This window comes from Nostoc sp. UIC 10890, from assembly GCF_054786515.1.
On the sequence record NZ_JBSGKF010000001.1, the window covers coordinates 652879 to 669653 of the forward strand.

At 40.1% G+C, this 16775-nt stretch carries 14 protein-coding genes; all 14 read right to left on the reverse strand.

Features of this window, described 5'->3' with window-relative positions:
• Window positions 1–2: 2 nt before the first annotated feature.
• Entirely contained in the window at window positions 3–656 is a 654-nt protein-coding gene (locus tag ACWATR_RS02720; RefSeq protein ID WP_460329294.1) for a PIG-L deacetylase family protein, read from the reverse strand.
• A complete protein-coding gene (locus ACWATR_RS02725) occupies window positions 653–1450 on the reverse strand; it encodes a sugar phosphate nucleotidyltransferase (protein ID WP_069069859.1) in 798 nt (265 codons plus the stop codon). The genes ACWATR_RS02720 and ACWATR_RS02725 overlap by 4 nt, the downstream gene beginning before the upstream one ends.
• A 42-nt stretch (window positions 1451–1492) precedes the next feature.
• On the reverse strand, window positions 1493–2743 hold the full coding sequence (locus ACWATR_RS02730; protein WP_460329295.1) for a methyltransferase domain-containing protein: 1251 nt from the start codon (window positions 2741–2743) through the stop codon (window positions 1493–1495).
• Between the two features lie 35 nt (window positions 2744–2778).
• Complete coding sequence (locus ACWATR_RS02735; protein ID WP_460329297.1) at window positions 2779–3807, reverse strand: NAD-dependent epimerase/dehydratase family protein; 1029 nt, start codon at window positions 3805–3807, stop codon at window positions 2779–2781.
• Window positions 3808–3810: 3 nt separating this feature from the next.
• Window positions 3811–6549, reverse strand: a complete 2739-nt coding sequence (locus ACWATR_RS02740; RefSeq protein WP_460329299.1) for a glycosyltransferase — start codon at window positions 6547–6549, stop codon at window positions 3811–3813.
• Window positions 6550–6979: 430 nt separating this feature from the next.
• Window positions 6980–8221, reverse strand: coding sequence for a calcium-binding protein (locus ACWATR_RS02745; protein ID WP_460329301.1), 1242 nt, complete (start codon window positions 8219–8221; stop codon window positions 6980–6982).
• Between the two features lie 475 nt (window positions 8222–8696).
• Window positions 8697–9980 carry a calcium-binding protein gene (locus tag ACWATR_RS02750; RefSeq protein ID WP_460329303.1) on the reverse strand — a complete coding sequence of 428 codons (1284 nt, stop codon included), beginning with the start codon at window positions 9978–9980 and terminating at the stop codon, window positions 8697–8699.
• A 113-nt stretch (window positions 9981–10093) separates the two neighbouring features.
• Complete coding sequence (locus ACWATR_RS02755) at window positions 10094–10258, reverse strand: hypothetical protein (RefSeq protein ID WP_460329305.1); 165 nt, start codon at window positions 10256–10258, stop codon at window positions 10094–10096.
• Window positions 10259–10261: 3 nt separating this feature from the next.
• Window positions 10262–11527 carry a nif11-class peptide radical SAM maturase 3 gene (locus ACWATR_RS02760; RefSeq protein ID WP_460329307.1) on the reverse strand — a complete coding sequence of 422 codons (1266 nt, stop codon included), beginning with the start codon at window positions 11525–11527 and terminating at the stop codon, window positions 10262–10264.
• Window positions 11528–11595: 68 nt separating this feature from the next.
• Entirely contained in the window at window positions 11596–11961 is a 366-nt protein-coding gene (locus ACWATR_RS02765) for a hypothetical protein (protein WP_460329309.1), read from the reverse strand.
• A 68-nt stretch (window positions 11962–12029) separates the two neighbouring features.
• Entirely contained in the window at window positions 12030–12464 is a 435-nt protein-coding gene (locus ACWATR_RS02770) for a Nif11-like leader peptide family RiPP precursor (RefSeq protein ID WP_460329311.1), read from the reverse strand.
• 65 nt (window positions 12465–12529) lie between these two features.
• Window positions 12530–12976, reverse strand: a complete 447-nt coding sequence (locus ACWATR_RS02775) for a nitrogen fixation protein (RefSeq protein ID WP_460329313.1) — start codon at window positions 12974–12976, stop codon at window positions 12530–12532.
• Window positions 12977–13025: 49 nt separating this feature from the next.
• Window positions 13026–13376, reverse strand: coding sequence for a hypothetical protein (locus tag ACWATR_RS02780; protein WP_460329315.1), 351 nt, complete (start codon window positions 13374–13376; stop codon window positions 13026–13028).
• A 56-nt stretch (window positions 13377–13432) separates the two neighbouring features.
• Window positions 13433–16666 (reverse strand): beta strand repeat-containing protein, encoded by a 3234-nt coding sequence (locus ACWATR_RS02785; RefSeq protein ID WP_460329317.1) that lies wholly within the window; start codon window positions 16664–16666, stop codon window positions 13433–13435.
• Window positions 16667–16775 lie beyond the last annotated feature (109 nt).

The window sequence follows — 16775 nt, forward strand, 5'->3', positions numbered from 1 at the left end:
TTTTAGAAAAATATTTTTCGACAGTAAAATGCCTCAGCATATTTACTGGGCGAATTTGATTCAATTCCACGAATTCTGAGAATTGAGCGAAAAGTATCTTCCGTAAACCATTGCTTATTATTTTGGGTAGGAAATACCTCTAAAATATATTGTATTTTTCGACGGCAAAGTGACTCATCTAAATGGACAAAGAAATTAGGAATACCCAAATCACCATCATATTTAGGTATCTCATATTCCAAAATTAAATGATTTCTAAAAGTATTCCAAGTCATATCGGAAATTAAGCGGTGATCTTGATGGCGATCGTCTCGATGGTGAGTAAAGATTATATCTGGTGCAAATTCCTGCTTCAACTGCTCAAAGCATTCCTTCACCTCTATCCCTTGAAAAGGTAGAAAACCATCTCGAAAATTTTTAATGATAATTTTCTTGACCGGAATTTCTTTTAAAAAAAGATTGGCACTTGTCGTTGCTTCCTGTGCTCTTTGTTCGTTGGAACTAAAGACAACCCAATAGACAACAACATACTGATAATTCTCTATCAGCTTTAAGATTGTGCCTCCACAACCAATCTCAATATCATCGCAATGAGAACCTAGACAAAGGATTTTGTACTCAGATTCTTCTGGCTTGTTGAAGCTAAGTTGGATCATACATGGGTTACTTCTAGTTGTTTATCTCTCCATACTTCCCAAGGTCTTTCGCCTTGACCATACATATCATCCAACTGTTGCTTTTCTTTAAACGTATCCATAACCCCAAAAAAGCCAGTGTATTTATATGCAATCAGTTCTTCTTTGGCAATCAGTCTTTGAAAAGGTTCAAGGACAAGTTCTTCCCCTTTCTCAATGTAGTTAAAAATTTCTTTTTTAAAGATAAAATACCCTCCATTAATCCAAATATCACGTTGTTTGACATCTTTGAGATCCCTGACTAAGCCATCCTGATCCATGTCAACTAGGTGAAAACTTTGGCTTGGTCTGACACACAAAAAACTACCGATTTTATCACGTTGATAAAAATGCTTAATGTGCGTTGGTAGATGTAAGTCTGTCAAACCATCGCTGTAGTTAGCTAAAAATACTTCTTCTCCTTCTAGATACTTTTCTACTGCCTTGAATCTTTGACCAATATTGGCAGTCAAACCTGTATCTACAAATGTAATATTCCAATCTTGAATATCACGGTTAAACAACTGAATTTGGCTACCCTGTGAAAGGCTAAAATTATTAGATAACCATTCATTGTAATTTAAAAAGTAGCTTTTAATTAGGTCAGCCTTGTAACCAAGACATAAGATAAAATCTTTGTGCCCATAATGAGCGTAGTATTTCATTACATGCCATAATATTGGTCTATAACCAATATTCACCATTGGCTTAGGAATACTTTCTGAATACTCTCTCATTCTAGTTCCTAAACCACCACAAAATAAAACTACTTTCATGTCACTTCCTCCTTTTTGATGATGAAAAAAATATTAAAATAATTAAGAGTAGACATTAACTTCAGGAATTGGCACAACAAATTGACCTCCCCAATCCCGGATGTAAGCTATTTGTGCCATAATTTCATTTTTCAAATTCCAGGGCAAAATTAGTACATAGTCAGGCTTGGTTTCTGCAATTTTGTCTGGATGGAAAATTGGAATATGAGTTCCTGGTAAAAATTGACCCTGTTTGTAAGGGTTACGGTCTACTGTGTAGTCAAGAAAATCTGTGCGGATACCACAGTAGTTTAAGAGAGTATTTCCCTTACCTGGAGCACCATAACCAACAATCGATTTTCCCTCTCGTTTGACTTTGATCAAGAAATCTAATAACTTGCGTTTAGTTTCTTTGACTTGTTCACCAAAGGAAAAATAGTATTCTAATTGTGTAAACCCAGCCGCTTCTTCTCTATATTTAAGTTCTGATACTTGATGGCTAATTGCTTTAGAAGAATCTTCACTATGGCGAGCATAAATTCTCAAAGAACCGCCATGAGTAGTTAATTCTTCTACATCAAAAATTGTCAACCCGTGAGTAGCAAAAATCTTTTCGACGGTGAGGAAAGAAAAATAAGAGAAATGCTCATGGTAAATAGTATCAAACTGATTTTGCTCAATTAACCGCATCAGGTGGGGAAATTCCATAGTAATTACACCATGCGGTTTGAGGATAATTTTCATCCCTTTAACAAAATCATTGAGATAAGGTGTGTGAGCAAGGACATTATTTCCCAATAATAAATCTGCCTGTTTGCCTTTTGCAACCTGTTCTTTGGCTGTCTCCTGTCCAAAGAATTTGACAACTGTAGGAATGCCTTTTTGAATTGCTACCTCAGCAACATTTGCTGCTGGCTCTATTCCCAGGGCTGGGATGTCTTTACCAACAAAGTATTGCAGCAAGTAGCCATCATTACTAGCAATTTCTATTACCTGACTTTTCTGATTTAATTGAAAACGTTCTACTACCAAATCAACGTATTTATTGGCGTGTTGCAACCAACTATCAGAGTAAGAGGAGAAATAAGCGTAGTCGCTAAAAATATTTTCTGGGCTAATGTATTCTTGGAGTTGAACTAAAAAACACTCTTCGCAAACATAGACATGGAGAGGATAAAAAGGCTCAACTTCATTAAGTTGTTTGAGACTGCGATAACTTTCACAAGGAGGAGACATACCTAAATCGACAAAGGTATGGTGCAACCCTGTTCCACAAAACATACAATTACCAGTTATTGGTTTGGGTAAATTCATAATTTATATTTTTTTGCCAAAATCAGATTTTGAATTTAAACAGTCCGCCAAAAGAAATCTTGATCGATTTGCTGAGTGCGAATGAGATACTCCAGTTGTTTCAGGCGAGTAAAGCCTCTAGACTCAAATGTTTCTCTATCCATGTCAATTTGCTGGAAGATATTATAGAGTTGTTGAGCACCGCATTGGGCATCCCACTCACATTTGAATCCTGGTAAATTTTGGTTGATTTTATCAAACGAAACTCGATAGCTACGGTTGTCAGGATCGTGTTTACCAAAGCTCAATTGACAACCTGTAAATATATCTGCAACTATCTGAGCAATTTGTTTGACTTGATAGTTACTATTTGTATCACCAACATTAAAAATTTGGTTGTGAATTACATCACGCGGAGCTTCTAAGGTACAGATAATTGCTTTGCAGATATCCAACAGATGCACTAGGGGTCGCCAAGGTGTACCGTCACTGTTCATCTTGATTTCTTTAATTGTCCATGCCCAACCTGCTAGATTGTTCAAAACAATATCAAAGCGCATCCTGGGAGAGGCTCCATAGGCTGTGGCATTTCGGAGAAAGGTGGGTGAAAAACCATCATCAGCAAGGAGTTTCACATCCTGTTCGACAAGCGCTTTGCATTTAGCATAAGCTGTTTGGGGATTGATGGTAGACTCTTCGTGAACATAATCTTCAGTAGCAAAACCATAGACACTGCATGAAGAGGTGTAGATAAAGCGGCGGATTCCAGCCGCTTTCGCCAACTTGGCCAAATGTACTGAGCCTTTATGATTAATATCGTAGGTGATATTAGGGGCTAACTGACCTAGGGGATCGTTGGAGAGTTCTGCCATGTGAACTACTGCTTCTACCCCTTGCAGGTCTTCTGTTGTGATGTGACGGATATCTTTGTTGAGGGTTTTGGCAGTTACCTTGGTGCCATTATATAGCCAACCTATTTTATAAAAGCCAGTATCTAAACCAATAACTTCATGACCTTGTTGAATTAAGAGGGGAGCTAATAACGAGCCGATATAACCTTCGGTTCCAGTTACAAGTATTTTCATATCCTATGGTGCGATCGCAGTTTGTAAGGGTTTTAATTGAGTAGGGATACTATCTGAAATATTTTCTCCAGAAATAGCAAATAATTTAGTAGCAATCTCATCCCGGAGGGGAGCTGCTTCATCTTGAGTCAACCAAGTGAATAACTTTGCTATCGCTTGTGGAGAACTATCAATTTTGAGGGTCTCTTGCAGTAGACAAAAAGCACCGACAAGATTACCAGACTTTAAGGGAATTATTACTTCTGTCAAACAATAATCAAAATGATGATTACGAGCTTTTGCAGTAATTTGAGAACAGAGATTTTTCGGCAGATAACTCTCGGAAAACTCAATTGCCTGGCGGATAAATTTCCCTTGTATTCCAGTCAATAAATGTTCGCTGGTTATATTGTTGGAGTGTTGACGGTAGCAAGCTAATATCTCTGGTTCATACCACCAATCATAAGCAGCGGCAATGCGTTTATAGAGTTCCCAGTCGCTAGTATATTTCAACTCAGGATGATAGCCTCCTAACCTTTCATGGGTTTCTCGACGAATTACCACTGCAACCATATTCAATGGGTTTGATACTCCAATCTTCCATAGCCAATCTTGATGAGCTACACCTCTGTAATCTCCATATATATTTTGGGAGAAAACTACTTTCCCTTGTTCATTGATATTTTGATAACCTGTAAAAGCTGCTCCTACAGAATCTGGACATACTTTTAGACCCTGCTGTAATTGGGAATAGAATCCAGGTAGTACATAGTCATCATCATTGAGTAGATGAATCCACTGACCACGGCTGAGGGCAATTCCAGTATTGAAATTTTGTAATGGGCCAAGATTCTGTGGATTGCGGTAGTAGCGGACTATTCCTTTAGCGATCGCATTTACTAGCTCATACATCGGTGGTGTGCTAGCATTATCCACAACAATAATTTCCATCTCCTCTTCTCCTGGCCATTGCCGTAGCACGCTCACCAGGCATTCGAGAACATATTCAGTGCGGTTAAATACTGGTATCACCACACTCCAGAAAGGCCGCTTGTCTATACTATCCGCTACTCTCGGAATGGCGGGAAAACTATAGTTGCCTACAATTACTTCCCCTTGAGGAATTTGAGGTGTTACTGGTGCTTGTTGAGGGATTTTAGCTTCTTCCCCAGCTTTTACAGCTTTGGCATAGTGAGGATTAATCAGAGTTAAGCCTTGCCGAAAAGCTGCTGCTGCCTCTTGGAGTTTATTTTGTGTTTGGTAAATCTCTCCTAAACTTAGACAAACTTCGTCATAGTTGGGATTTAGTTCTAGAGCTGTTTGCCAGTAAGTCTCGGCAGTCTTCAAATCGCCTGCATCCTTACGAGCAAAACCCAATTTATAATTTAATTGTGCATAATAGGCTTGTTGATCTGGTGAGAGTTTCCCTTGAATGTGGAGGGCATTGCCCAAATTTACATCAGCTTCAGTAAATTCAGGTTTTAGTTCTAAAGCTTTTTTATAACAAGCGATCGCTTCATCCCATTCACCTTGTTGATAAAAAGTATAACCCAGGTTGTTGTATATTGGCGCTGAATTTGGACGCAGTTTCAATGTTTGATGATATGCATCTACAGCCGCGGTAAATTTTCCTTGTGATTGCCGTAAATTAGCCAAACTAAACCAGATTTTTACCGAATTTTGCTGGACTTCTAACGCCCTACTCAAAAACTCCTCAGCCTTTTGAGGATTACCCATTTGTTCAGTTAGGATACCTAATCTGTACAATGCTTCCGGGTGTTTGGGCTGAATATCTAAAACTTGACGGTAAGCCTGTTCAGCTTGAGTAAAGCGATTAGCTTGGTAATGTTGAATAGCTTGTTGCAATATTTCAATTACACTGTCAACACCTACAACCTCAGGCAAAGAGCCAAAATCAAAATAAAGCGGAAAATGTTTTACAGAAATACATTGAAAATCTTTGTTTATTTGCTTTAATTGTGGAGATAAGGGACGCAGTTTTTCTTCTCTGATTTTACTCTCTAATAATAATTGGTTTATCTTTTGCGAATACGTGCCATAGTTCCCTAGTCCATAGTCTTTTTTTAAATAACGTGTATGCCAAAAAAGAAAACCTAGATAATGGTATTCCAGACCAGGAAATCTTACTATAGTAAAAACAGGATTTTTTGTATGTTTTACAAAAATATGTTGCGGTGAAACAGTCCAATATGCTAAGTCTCCGTTCCCAATGGCAATATCTTTTAAATTTATGTAGTACCGACTATCATTGGGGTGTTTCCAAAGATTAATTCCGGAGAAAAATAAGGCAGTATTTTGCAACGAATTTGTCTTCAGAAAATGATAAATTCTCTTCAGGTATTCAGGAATACCAACATGATCTCCACTAATCTCGACACATATTTTGTATCGCGTTTGACTGAGGTTAAAATTAGAATAAAAAGTAAAAGAGTTAATATTGTTTACATCTAATTCTAATTGCTCCTTTGTATTGGGTGAATATACCCGTGGTAAGTAATGAAAAGCTCGGATTTTAGGATAATACCTCCTCTCATATTCTTCGATGATTTGAGGAGAACTATCTGTGCAGTCATTAAAAACAATAACTAATTCATCTACGGCATCAATCCAACTGTCAATTACCTGTGCCAGAAATTCTTCTTCATTATGAATTAGCATCACACCACTGATACCGTCTAGTCGGTTTTGTGGCTCAAAGGAAGATTCATTAATGACTGGATGCTCAACTTGGATAATTGCCATAGCTTTTATACCTTTACATTGAAGTTAAAATTAGTGTGATGCTTGTTTGCGTCATTTCAAATAAATTATTACTCCGTAATTTTCATTGAAATGGGAATCGGCTAATTAGCTAAAAAATCTGGCTTATTTCCATTTAAATTACAGCAATTAGGCGAGTAAGTTTTGCTTTTGAATCAACATTTTTGTGATGATTTTAATGTTGTATTTGGAACTGTTTTTACAACTCATAAATGAATTTGCATGTTAAATTGGCATCTTTTAGGCCAGCTTAGAAATTTTTATGTAGGGCAAATGCACCTAAATAATTGATAAAACACTTCCTAGACAAGAATTGTCTTTAAACAATAGCCGAAATTATCAAATACTAAAACCCTCGTAGGGGAAATATCTATATAATTCAGATGGAGATGCACTTGTTTTACAATCAGCACTAAATAAATGTTATTGAGTCAGAGGTAATCAGGTTAGAAGTCACATTTGAAATCAGTAATTTTCCTTGAGTTATTCCAGTACTAAAATCGAAGAGAACACCATCAGCAGTATCGGTTATCTGACCTTGAGAAAACATCTGATCTAACCATTGTTCACTATTAAGCTTACCCCAACCATCAAATACAATCTTATCGATACCAACCTCGAAATCTTGAATGATATCAAACTCACCTTTGAACAAGCTATCGCCACGGTTGAAAACAAATTTGTCATTACCTTCGCCACCAACCAAAATATCATTACCACAACCACCAATCAAAACATCATTATCCCAGCCGCCATGAAGTTTATCATTACCCTCATCACCATATAGCCAATCATTACCTTGACCGCCTTCAAGAATATCATTACCTTTCTTTCCATCCAGCCAATCATTACCTAGACTGCCATAAATTTTGTCTGCACGTTTCCCTCCTTTCAGCTTATCATTCTTAATCGTGCCATAAATAACGTCTTGTCCCAAGTTGTCAATTAAAGTGTCTCCCAAAAATTTAACTTCACTGACGTTAATTTCTACTATCGTTATGTTGGTACTTTTCTTAAACCTATTGTGATAACGACCAATAGCATTTCCTGTTAGCGAGTCTTGTCCATTGTCACCATCAATATCAGAAGTTTTATCACGATCGATTAGAGTAACATTCCGACTACCAGCAAGCCTCAAATTGGCAATTTCTTTAGAGGAAACTAAGTTACCCTCAATACCAAAATAATCTAAGACTTTTGGCTTATTGGGATTTGTGGTATCTAGTACCAAGAAAGAGGTTTTTGACCTAGCTTGGTTATATTCAGCATCACGATTTTCAATTTCTTTAGCTGACAGTGATAAATCTGCGGAAAAATCGAAAGAGAAAGTTTGGTTGGCGCCAACGGCAAAATTAGCGACCACCTTTGTTTTGCTATTGGCACTTCCCGAAAAAGAACCATCTAACCCAATGCCATTACTATCAGTAAATAGTGTTGAAAAAGCTGGATCATTGTCAAAAAAAGTTGCTCCAGCTTCAGCAATAGCTAAAGTCACACCACCTTTAACTAATGTGTCAGTCTGAGCTTGAGTTAAAGTTCCTGAAGGACTTTGACTATAGTTGAAGAAAACAGCAGATCCTTGAGCGTTAGCAAAATTAGGGTTTGGGCTTGGATTTGTAGCAGTTGATTGTAAAAATATAGTTTCTGATGGCATAAAACCTCTGCTTATCCTATTATGTGGGTTTTCTGTAATAGGCTACTACATTCCCGTATTACAAATAGTTGACTTCATCAAAGTTTCACAGTGATCTTCGGTATTACTTAGCTTTCCAGACTTGAAAATTAATAATTTATATTTGCTTTATATAGCTAGATTTATAACTTAACAAAATTTAGTAGCAACTAAATTTTAGTTAAAGAGACTATTGACTAGGAACTAAGTAAGGATTTGGTGACTTAGTTTTCACTCCTCAAGATTTTGGAAGAGGCTTTGAATAAAGAACATATTTATCACAATTTACTATTATCTAGTAAAGAGTACTACCAATAATTTTATTAAGGAGTGCGATCGCCGCGACTAGTTGACTGATAAGCTTGTAAATCAGAACCTTTTAGCAAAAGAAACAGCCCTACTTTATTAAGAGGGAATCATCCAGGATAGAAGTAGTTTTCCTAGAGAGTAATTAGCTTTAAGTAAATGTTATTGATTGAGAGTTAATCTGACTAGCACTCACACCTGAGATTAGTATTGTTTCTTGATTCAAGAGAAAATTTAATTTGAGAACAGCACCATTTTCAGTATCTATTATGTTACCTAGTTTTAACCATAGGCTAGTATTAATGTAACCCCAATCATTGAATACAATCTTATCAATACCAACCTGGAAATCTTTAATAACATCAAAGTCATTTCTAAGCAAGGTATCATCACGTTTGAAAGTAAATGTGTCATTACCATCACCACCAACTAAGACATCATTACCACTACCACCAATCAGGATATCATTGCCAAAACCGCCATAGAGTGAATCATTGCCATCGCCGCCATCTAGCCAATCATTACCTTGACCGGCATCGAGGTTATCATTACCATTTTTTCCATATAGCTTATCATTCCCCAAGCTGGCATAAATTTTGTCCGCACCGCTGGTTCCTGTTAGATTATCGTTCCAAATCGTTCCATAGATAACATCTTTACCTAGATTGCCGATTAAAGTATCTCCTGCCAATTCAACGGCACTGATATTAATTTCGACTACAGTTATATTGGTATTGCTAGTAAAATTCCGCCTATAAGTCCCAATAGCAGTACCATTCAGGAAGTCAGTACCATTGTTGCCATTAATATCAGAACTTTTATCACGACTGTTAATCGTAATATTGCGACTATTACCAAGGATGAGATCGCCGGTTTGATTAGAGGATATTAAGCTACCCTGGATGCCAAAATAATCTAAAAGTTTGGGCTTATTAATATCTGTGGTGTCTAACACCAAAAAAGTACTTTTAGACTGAGCTTTGTTATATTCAACTTTGGAATTTTCAATTTCTTTAGCCGTTAGTGCTAAATCTGCTGAAAAATCAAAATAAAAGCTTTGATTAGCACCAACTGTAAAACTAGCAAGTACCTTTGTTTCACTGTCGGCACTACCTGTAAACTGACCACTTAATCCAGTAATACTAGTATCAGTAAAGAGGGCTGAAAAAGTTAGATCATTGCTCAAAAAAATCGCTTGAGCTTCAGCAATAGCTAAAGCAACGCCACCTTGAACTAATGTGTCTGTCTGGGCAGTAGTCAAAATCGCTGAAGGACTCTGACTGTAATTGGAAAAAATAGTCCCCCCTTGAGCGGTAACAAAATTAGGACTGGGATTAGGATCGGGATTTCGATAGGAATTGAGGGTGAGAGTGGAATCGACATCGAGATTGAGACTGGGAGTCAATAAGTCCGAAAGTGTAGCTATTGTTGACATATAATTCTCTGTTTATCTTATTAATAAAGAATTTAAAGTGTAAATATTTAGGGAGCAATTATTTTGGAGTTTTCGAGACGCGATAAATCGCCGTCTCTACAAGTGTTTTGGTCTTATCTAAACTGTATTGATTTATCGAGGACTTGCTTCGCTTTTAACAGCAGCTTTAAATAAGTTAATTGACTATTCCAAGCTGAACGTGGAAGCAGGGGTATTTTCTCTAAGTCTTCAGATGATGATAAATCTAGGTCTGTTGTTTGTTCTGGATTTTCTGCCATGATTTATTGCCTCGCTAGCGAGTAAGAAACTTCGGGTTGTTGCTGCCAACTTTCAGGCCACTGAATGCTGTCAGCGCTAAATCGTAATGGGTCGTTTGCTGGCAAAGGAGTGTTTATAGGCTCGACAATTAGCTCAAACTCACCATTATCAAAAGGTAGACCTTTAGCTTTCACATGGGGAATTACACGCTCCCGCAGGTCTTGTGCCTCATGAACAAGGGCGCGATGATGGCAGTAAGGATTATTACCTCTCTTGTCAAAGAAAACATGGGCAGTCCAACTGCAACCCCCACGACAAAGCTCGGCATATTCGCAGGTTTTACAAAAGCCCCACAGGTGTTTTGTACCTTCAGGTGTTCCTGCTCCCAGATTCAAGCGCAATTCGGCTGTATTTTCAATAATGTCATGCAGCGATCGCTCTCGAATATTACCACCTGTATAAGCGGTAGTTGGCAACGAAGGACAACCTTTAATCGCTCCGTCAGCTTCTATTCCCAAAGTGGAGAGTCCTGCACCGCAACCTTGCCAAAATGAAAATTCATGCTCCTTACCCCGTCCCCGCAACAGCCGTTCATAAGGGCCGTAATAACCAATATTATTTCCCGCCTGGAGTTGTACACCTTCTTGGTAAGCACGTCCCGCGACACGGGCGATCATCGGATAAATATCCAACAGTTCATAGGGTTGGAGAAGGATGTCTGCGTTGTCGGCTGCATTCCCCATTGGCACGGTCAGCTGAATTTGCCAAGCACGAGCACCTGCATCACGAATGCACTCATAGATGCGCGGAAACTCTGGTGCTGACAAGCGGTTAATTTGAGTATTGCAACCGAAAGAAATACCTACTTCTCGTAGATGACTCATGGTTTTAAATGCATATTTCCAAGAGCCTTTTTTTCCCCGCAGACGATCATGAGTTGTTTCCAAGCCATCAATAGAAACAGAGACAGTCCGAATCCCTGCTTCTTTCATTTTCTGTGCAGTTTCTAACGAAATGCCATAACCGCCGGTAGTCATACCACATAGCATCCCTGCATCATTGATAGCTTTGGCAATCTCTAGCCAATCTGGACGCAGAAATGCCTCACCACCGATGAGAGTAACTTCTTTAATTCCAACTTCGGCCATCTGTTTCACAAGATCCAAAGCTTCCTCTGTGGAGAGTTCCTTGGTGCGTTCATGTCCGGCGCGGGAACCACAGTGACTACAAGCTAGATTGCATTTTAAGGTAATTTCCCAAACTGCGTAGCTTTTGCGATGATATGTCATAAGTTAACTCTCAATCTCGGTTTTAGAAGTTGACTTGAACCGACGGAAAATCAGGACTTAGAAAATTCTCAAAATAAATTTTTCCACAAGTCGTAAAAAGTCAGCTTGGAGGGCAAACTAATCACGGCTACAAAACCACTTTCAACAGCAGTATTTTGCAACAAGTTAGAGGATGTTTTCTCAATCACCGGATCACCATCAACTGCGACTGTTACAGTAGCTATAGCATTATCGCCAAATGCTCCAGCTACTCCTGTAGCATTTTCTGTAAAATCACCGTCTGAAGCAGATGTAGCACTACTATTTGCACTAACAAAAAGGTAACTTGTTGAACCAAAAGCGAATGCCTCAGATGTGACGCTCACTCCAGCAGAACCTAGAATCAAATCGTCTTTGGGAACACTCTCTAAATAGGGTAAATCAACTATTTGCATACTTAGACAATGAACTTTTTTGACATTACTTTAAACTTTGCACCCTGAAATTTCATTCTTTGATTAGGCTATGCTAGTTCTTCTGGAATAACTACTCCATACATTGGTTGTAGAGGCGGATCAAGCGGGTCAATTACTATGCCATACATTGGCTGCGGGTCAATTGGCTTTGGTTTCGGCCATGGTTGTGGATGATCGTCTTCGGGAGGCCAGTATATTACCCCATATAGTGGCTGGACAATTCTATCACTGATTCTTGTCAAGCCACCAAAAGCTCCTAACAATTCCTCTTCGCTGAGATCGTGAAATTCGCCTAGCTCTTTTAATTCTAATATTTGGATAGCGGCTGTTTCAAATTCTTTTTGAGAAAAATTATAGCCACCATTTTCTAAAGCTTTTTTCACTTCTTCAGCTTTCTCGCTCATTAGTTGACTGCGGAAAGCTTCGTCTTTGACTATTCTGACAAGGAACTCTTTAACTTTCTCAAAAATTGCTAAGGACATATTTTTGCTGTCTCCTTTGATATCAGTTTGGGGGTGTAAAAGTCAGCTAGTATTTCCAGTAATCATCAAGTCTGCAAATATATAGAAGGATCTGCTGCTTGACGTAACTGCTCAGATGAAGAATAGTTATCTGTGATGATTTGCGGACATCGCATACAGGCTGCTTTACCTTCTTGCTGCCACCAGCGACAATCTCGGCGGATAGAACAAGGTGGTAGTTGCTCTACTACTGCGGGCAATTTCTCAACAATTCGCATTGCGAGACGACAGTCTTTGCCGTCAAAATGCTGACAACCCGATTCCGCGCAGGATGCGGCCGTGCGAAAAATTTCGGCGGGTGTAACTGGGCTAGCTTTTGCCATCACTTCATCTGTGATGGGTAGAGGCTGTTTGAGATAAGCTACACGAGGTGCTGCGATCGCTCCAGCAATTACGCCAAAGACAACACCATCCACAGATTCGGGTCTAGCACTTGGGCAAAGGGTAGTCTGAACAGTAGTAATGTCTTCCATAAATTGTCCCTCCACCGAAAGAGTATTTTTAAAATTTGAAGGCTAAGAGTTAGGAAAGTTGATAGTTTTCGTCATCGGGTAATGCAATCAGCCCAACTACAATAGGAGGACAAATCCCCTTCACTGGAAGTTTAGTTGTTGGATAAACAACTGGTTCATCATCAGGCAACGCAATCAGCCCAACTACAGTTGGTGGACACAATAGATCAATTTTCTTCAAATCTGTATCTGTAATTTGCGAGGTTAAGCCACCCATAATCCCTGCGGATTCTTCTTCAGATAAACCTAACAAAGCCTCTTCTGTTTCTAATAACTCTCTTCGTGTCACTGCATTAGTAACGGCATCAGCAATTAGGTCATTTATTTCCATTTGTTGGTTGGCTTTTTTGCTTGTTTCCATTTTTTCCTCTTAATTTATGACTAAATGTTGTCTAAATCTTATTGCAGATCCTTAATCTAGTTGAACCATTGGATAACTGGAACACCTCCACTAGTAGCTTGATTAAGAAATGTGAGATTAGCGTTAGTCTGATCTCGTAAAGTACCTGCGACTTCATTGATGGAGGTTCCAACTACAACTCCTATTAAATCAAGGAAAGATGGCGATGTACTAACAGCATTAGTCCCGAAAATATAAGTGTCGGTAATTGAAGTAGTGGGGTTAAATACGTTCTGGATTCTGTAAATTAAGCCTTTTTGCACTTGAATCAAATCACCTGCATTAAAGTCTCTTGCAAAGATTCCAGCTGTACTCGTTTCCTGACCGATAATGGCAATGTCGGCACCAGTTGTACCACTGCCCAAGTAGTAAAATTCATTACTACCTCCCAGAATAAATCGATCATTATCGGTTCCGCCAGTTAAGACATCAACCTCTTGGAATCCTCGATTACCAAAACTACCGATAGTAATTGCAGAAGCATTTCTGCTACTAGCTCCGACACCAATGAGGACATCATTGCCAGCACCGCCAACTAGGGTGTCATTGCCACCATTTCCAATTAAGAGGTTATTGCTAGCGTCGCCAGTTATCCTATCTGCGAAGGCAGAGCCAGTCACATTTTCAACGTTGGCGAGTGTATCCGTACCACTAAGTCCGTCGCTAGCAGTTCCGGTTCCCAAATCAACGATAATACCTGCTGTGCTGGATGAATAATCTACCTGATCGATACCAAGTCCGCCATCAATAATGTCATTACCAGCACCTCCATCAATGAAGTCATTGCCATCGCCGCCGTCAATAATGTCATCGCCAGCACCTCCAAGCAAGAGGTTGTTACCTGCATTGCCAGTGAGGGTGTCGTTGAAACTTGAACCTGCAACTTCTTCAATGCTAGTTAGTGTGTCAGTACCACCGAGTCCATCATTAGCTGTACCAGTTGCTAAGTCAACAATCACTCCCCCTAAACTGGAAGAATAATCTGCTCGGTCACTTCCAATACCACCATTTAGGGTATCGTTACCAGCGCCTCCCACAACGGTGTCATTACCAGCACCCCCATCCAGGCTGTCATTACCAGACCCGCCACTGAGGAAGTTATTGGCTGTATTCCCGGTGAGGGTGTCGTTGAAACTTGAACCGGAAGCTTCTTCTATTTCGATTAGGGTATCAGTGCCGCCTAGTCCATCACTGGCTGTACCTACTGTGAGGTCAACGTTGACTGCTGAGGTACTAGAGGCATAATCGGCGCGATCGCTACCAGCACCACCAGTCAGCGTATCATTACCAGCACCACCATTCAGCGTATCATTGCCAGTGCCACCATTGAGCAAGTTAGCAGCAGCATTTCCAGTCAAATTGTCGTTGAAATTGGAACCAACTATGTTTTCCAGGTTGGACAACGTATCAGTATCATCGAATCCATCACTAGCGGTACCTGAACTCAAGTTAACGGTGACACCTGCAAAGCTGGAAGAATAATCAATTTGGTCAGTACCAGCACCGCCATCAATGGTGTCATTACCAACCCCTCCCACAAAGAGGTTATTTGCAGTATTTCCGATCAGACTATCATTAAAGCCAGAACCAACGACTTCTTCAATATTGGTCAGGCTATCCGTTCCCCCAAACCCATCGCTAGCAGTACCAGTTGCCAAGTTAACGGTGACTCCTGCAATGCTGGAGGAATAATCAACCCGGTCAGTACCATCGCCACCATCAATGGTGTCATTACCAGGCCCGCCTACGAAAATGTTATTTGCAGTATTTCCAGTCAGGTTATCGTTGAATGTGGAGCCGATGACATCTTCAATATTAATTAGGGTATCAGTACCAACACTTGACCCTCCGGTAGCGATGCCAGTCGTCAGATTAACAACAACTGCCCCTGCACTGCCGGAATAATCCACACGGTCAGTACCAGCACCACCATCAATGGAGTCATTGCCAGCCCCTCCAACAAAGACGTTATTCCCTGCATTGCCAATTAAGGTGTCGTTGAAACTGGAACCAGTGACATCTTCAATGTTGAGTAGCGTATCGGTGCCACCCAAGCCATCAGTGGCGATGCCAGTCGTCAGATTAACAACAACTGCCCCTGTACTAGAAGAATAATTTACCCGGTCAGTACCAGCACCGCCATCAATGCTGTCATTGCCAGTCCCACCGATAAAGAAGTTATTGCCCGTATTGCCAATTAAGATATCGTTGAAAGCAGAACCGACAACTTCTTCTATGTTAAGTAGCCTATCACTGCCACCCAGCCCATCACTGGCGATACCAGTGGCAAGGTTAACGTTGACAGCTGCCGTACTGGAGGAATAATCTACCCGATCAAAACCGGCACCTCCATTGAGGGTGTCATTACCCGCTCCACCAATTAGAATATCGTTACCAGAACCTCCATCCAGACTGTCATTACCAGCGTTTCCGATGAGACGGTTATTGCCCGTATTGCCAATTAAGATATCGTTGAAAGCAGAACCAGCAGCATCTTCAATGTTGATCAATGTATCAGTAGTGCCAAATCCATCGCTAGCGCTACCAGTCGCTAAGTTGACATTGACTGCGGCTGTACTGGATAAATAATCAACCAAATCAGTACCACTGTTACCATTCAGGTTGTCAGCGCCAGCCCCACCAGCCAGAGTGTCATTACCAATATTGCCATCAAGGGAATCATCACCGCTGCCGCCATCAAGGAGGTCATTATCTCCACCGCCATCGAGGAAGTCATTACCATCGTCGCCGTAGAGCTGGTCACTCTGTCCATTACCCAAGATGGTATCTTCTCCTGCACCGCCTCGCAGTATATCTACGCCACCGCCATTAATATCGCTACCACTAGCCCCTTGGATAAAGTCATTACCGTCACCGCCATCGATGAAATTATTGCCACTGACTCCTGAGAGGACATCATTGCCTGTCCCACCGCGAATCGTATCATTACCTTGGCCACCCTGAATGGTGTCATCGTCATCGCCACCATCTAGACTGTCGTTGCCACTTCCTCCATCCAGGAAGTCATTACCCGTGCCGCCCAATAAGGTGTCACTACCACTATCAAGACCACCAAAGAGGAGATCATTACCAGCGCCACCATCTAAGGAATCGTTTCCTTGGTCGCCCTGAAGTAAATCATTTCCTCCTAACCCTAATAAAGTATCGTTCCCAAAACTTCCATAGAGCTGATCGTCTTCAGCAGTTCCTTCAAGTAAGTTATTGCTACTATTTCCTCGTCTGAAAACCATAATTTTTATCTCCTTAATTTTTCACTTTAAATTTTTCGAGTTTTCCGATTAAGTTGAAGTAATTGTCTTATCCAAATTTATGGTGACTTAGATTGGATAAGTTCTTGGT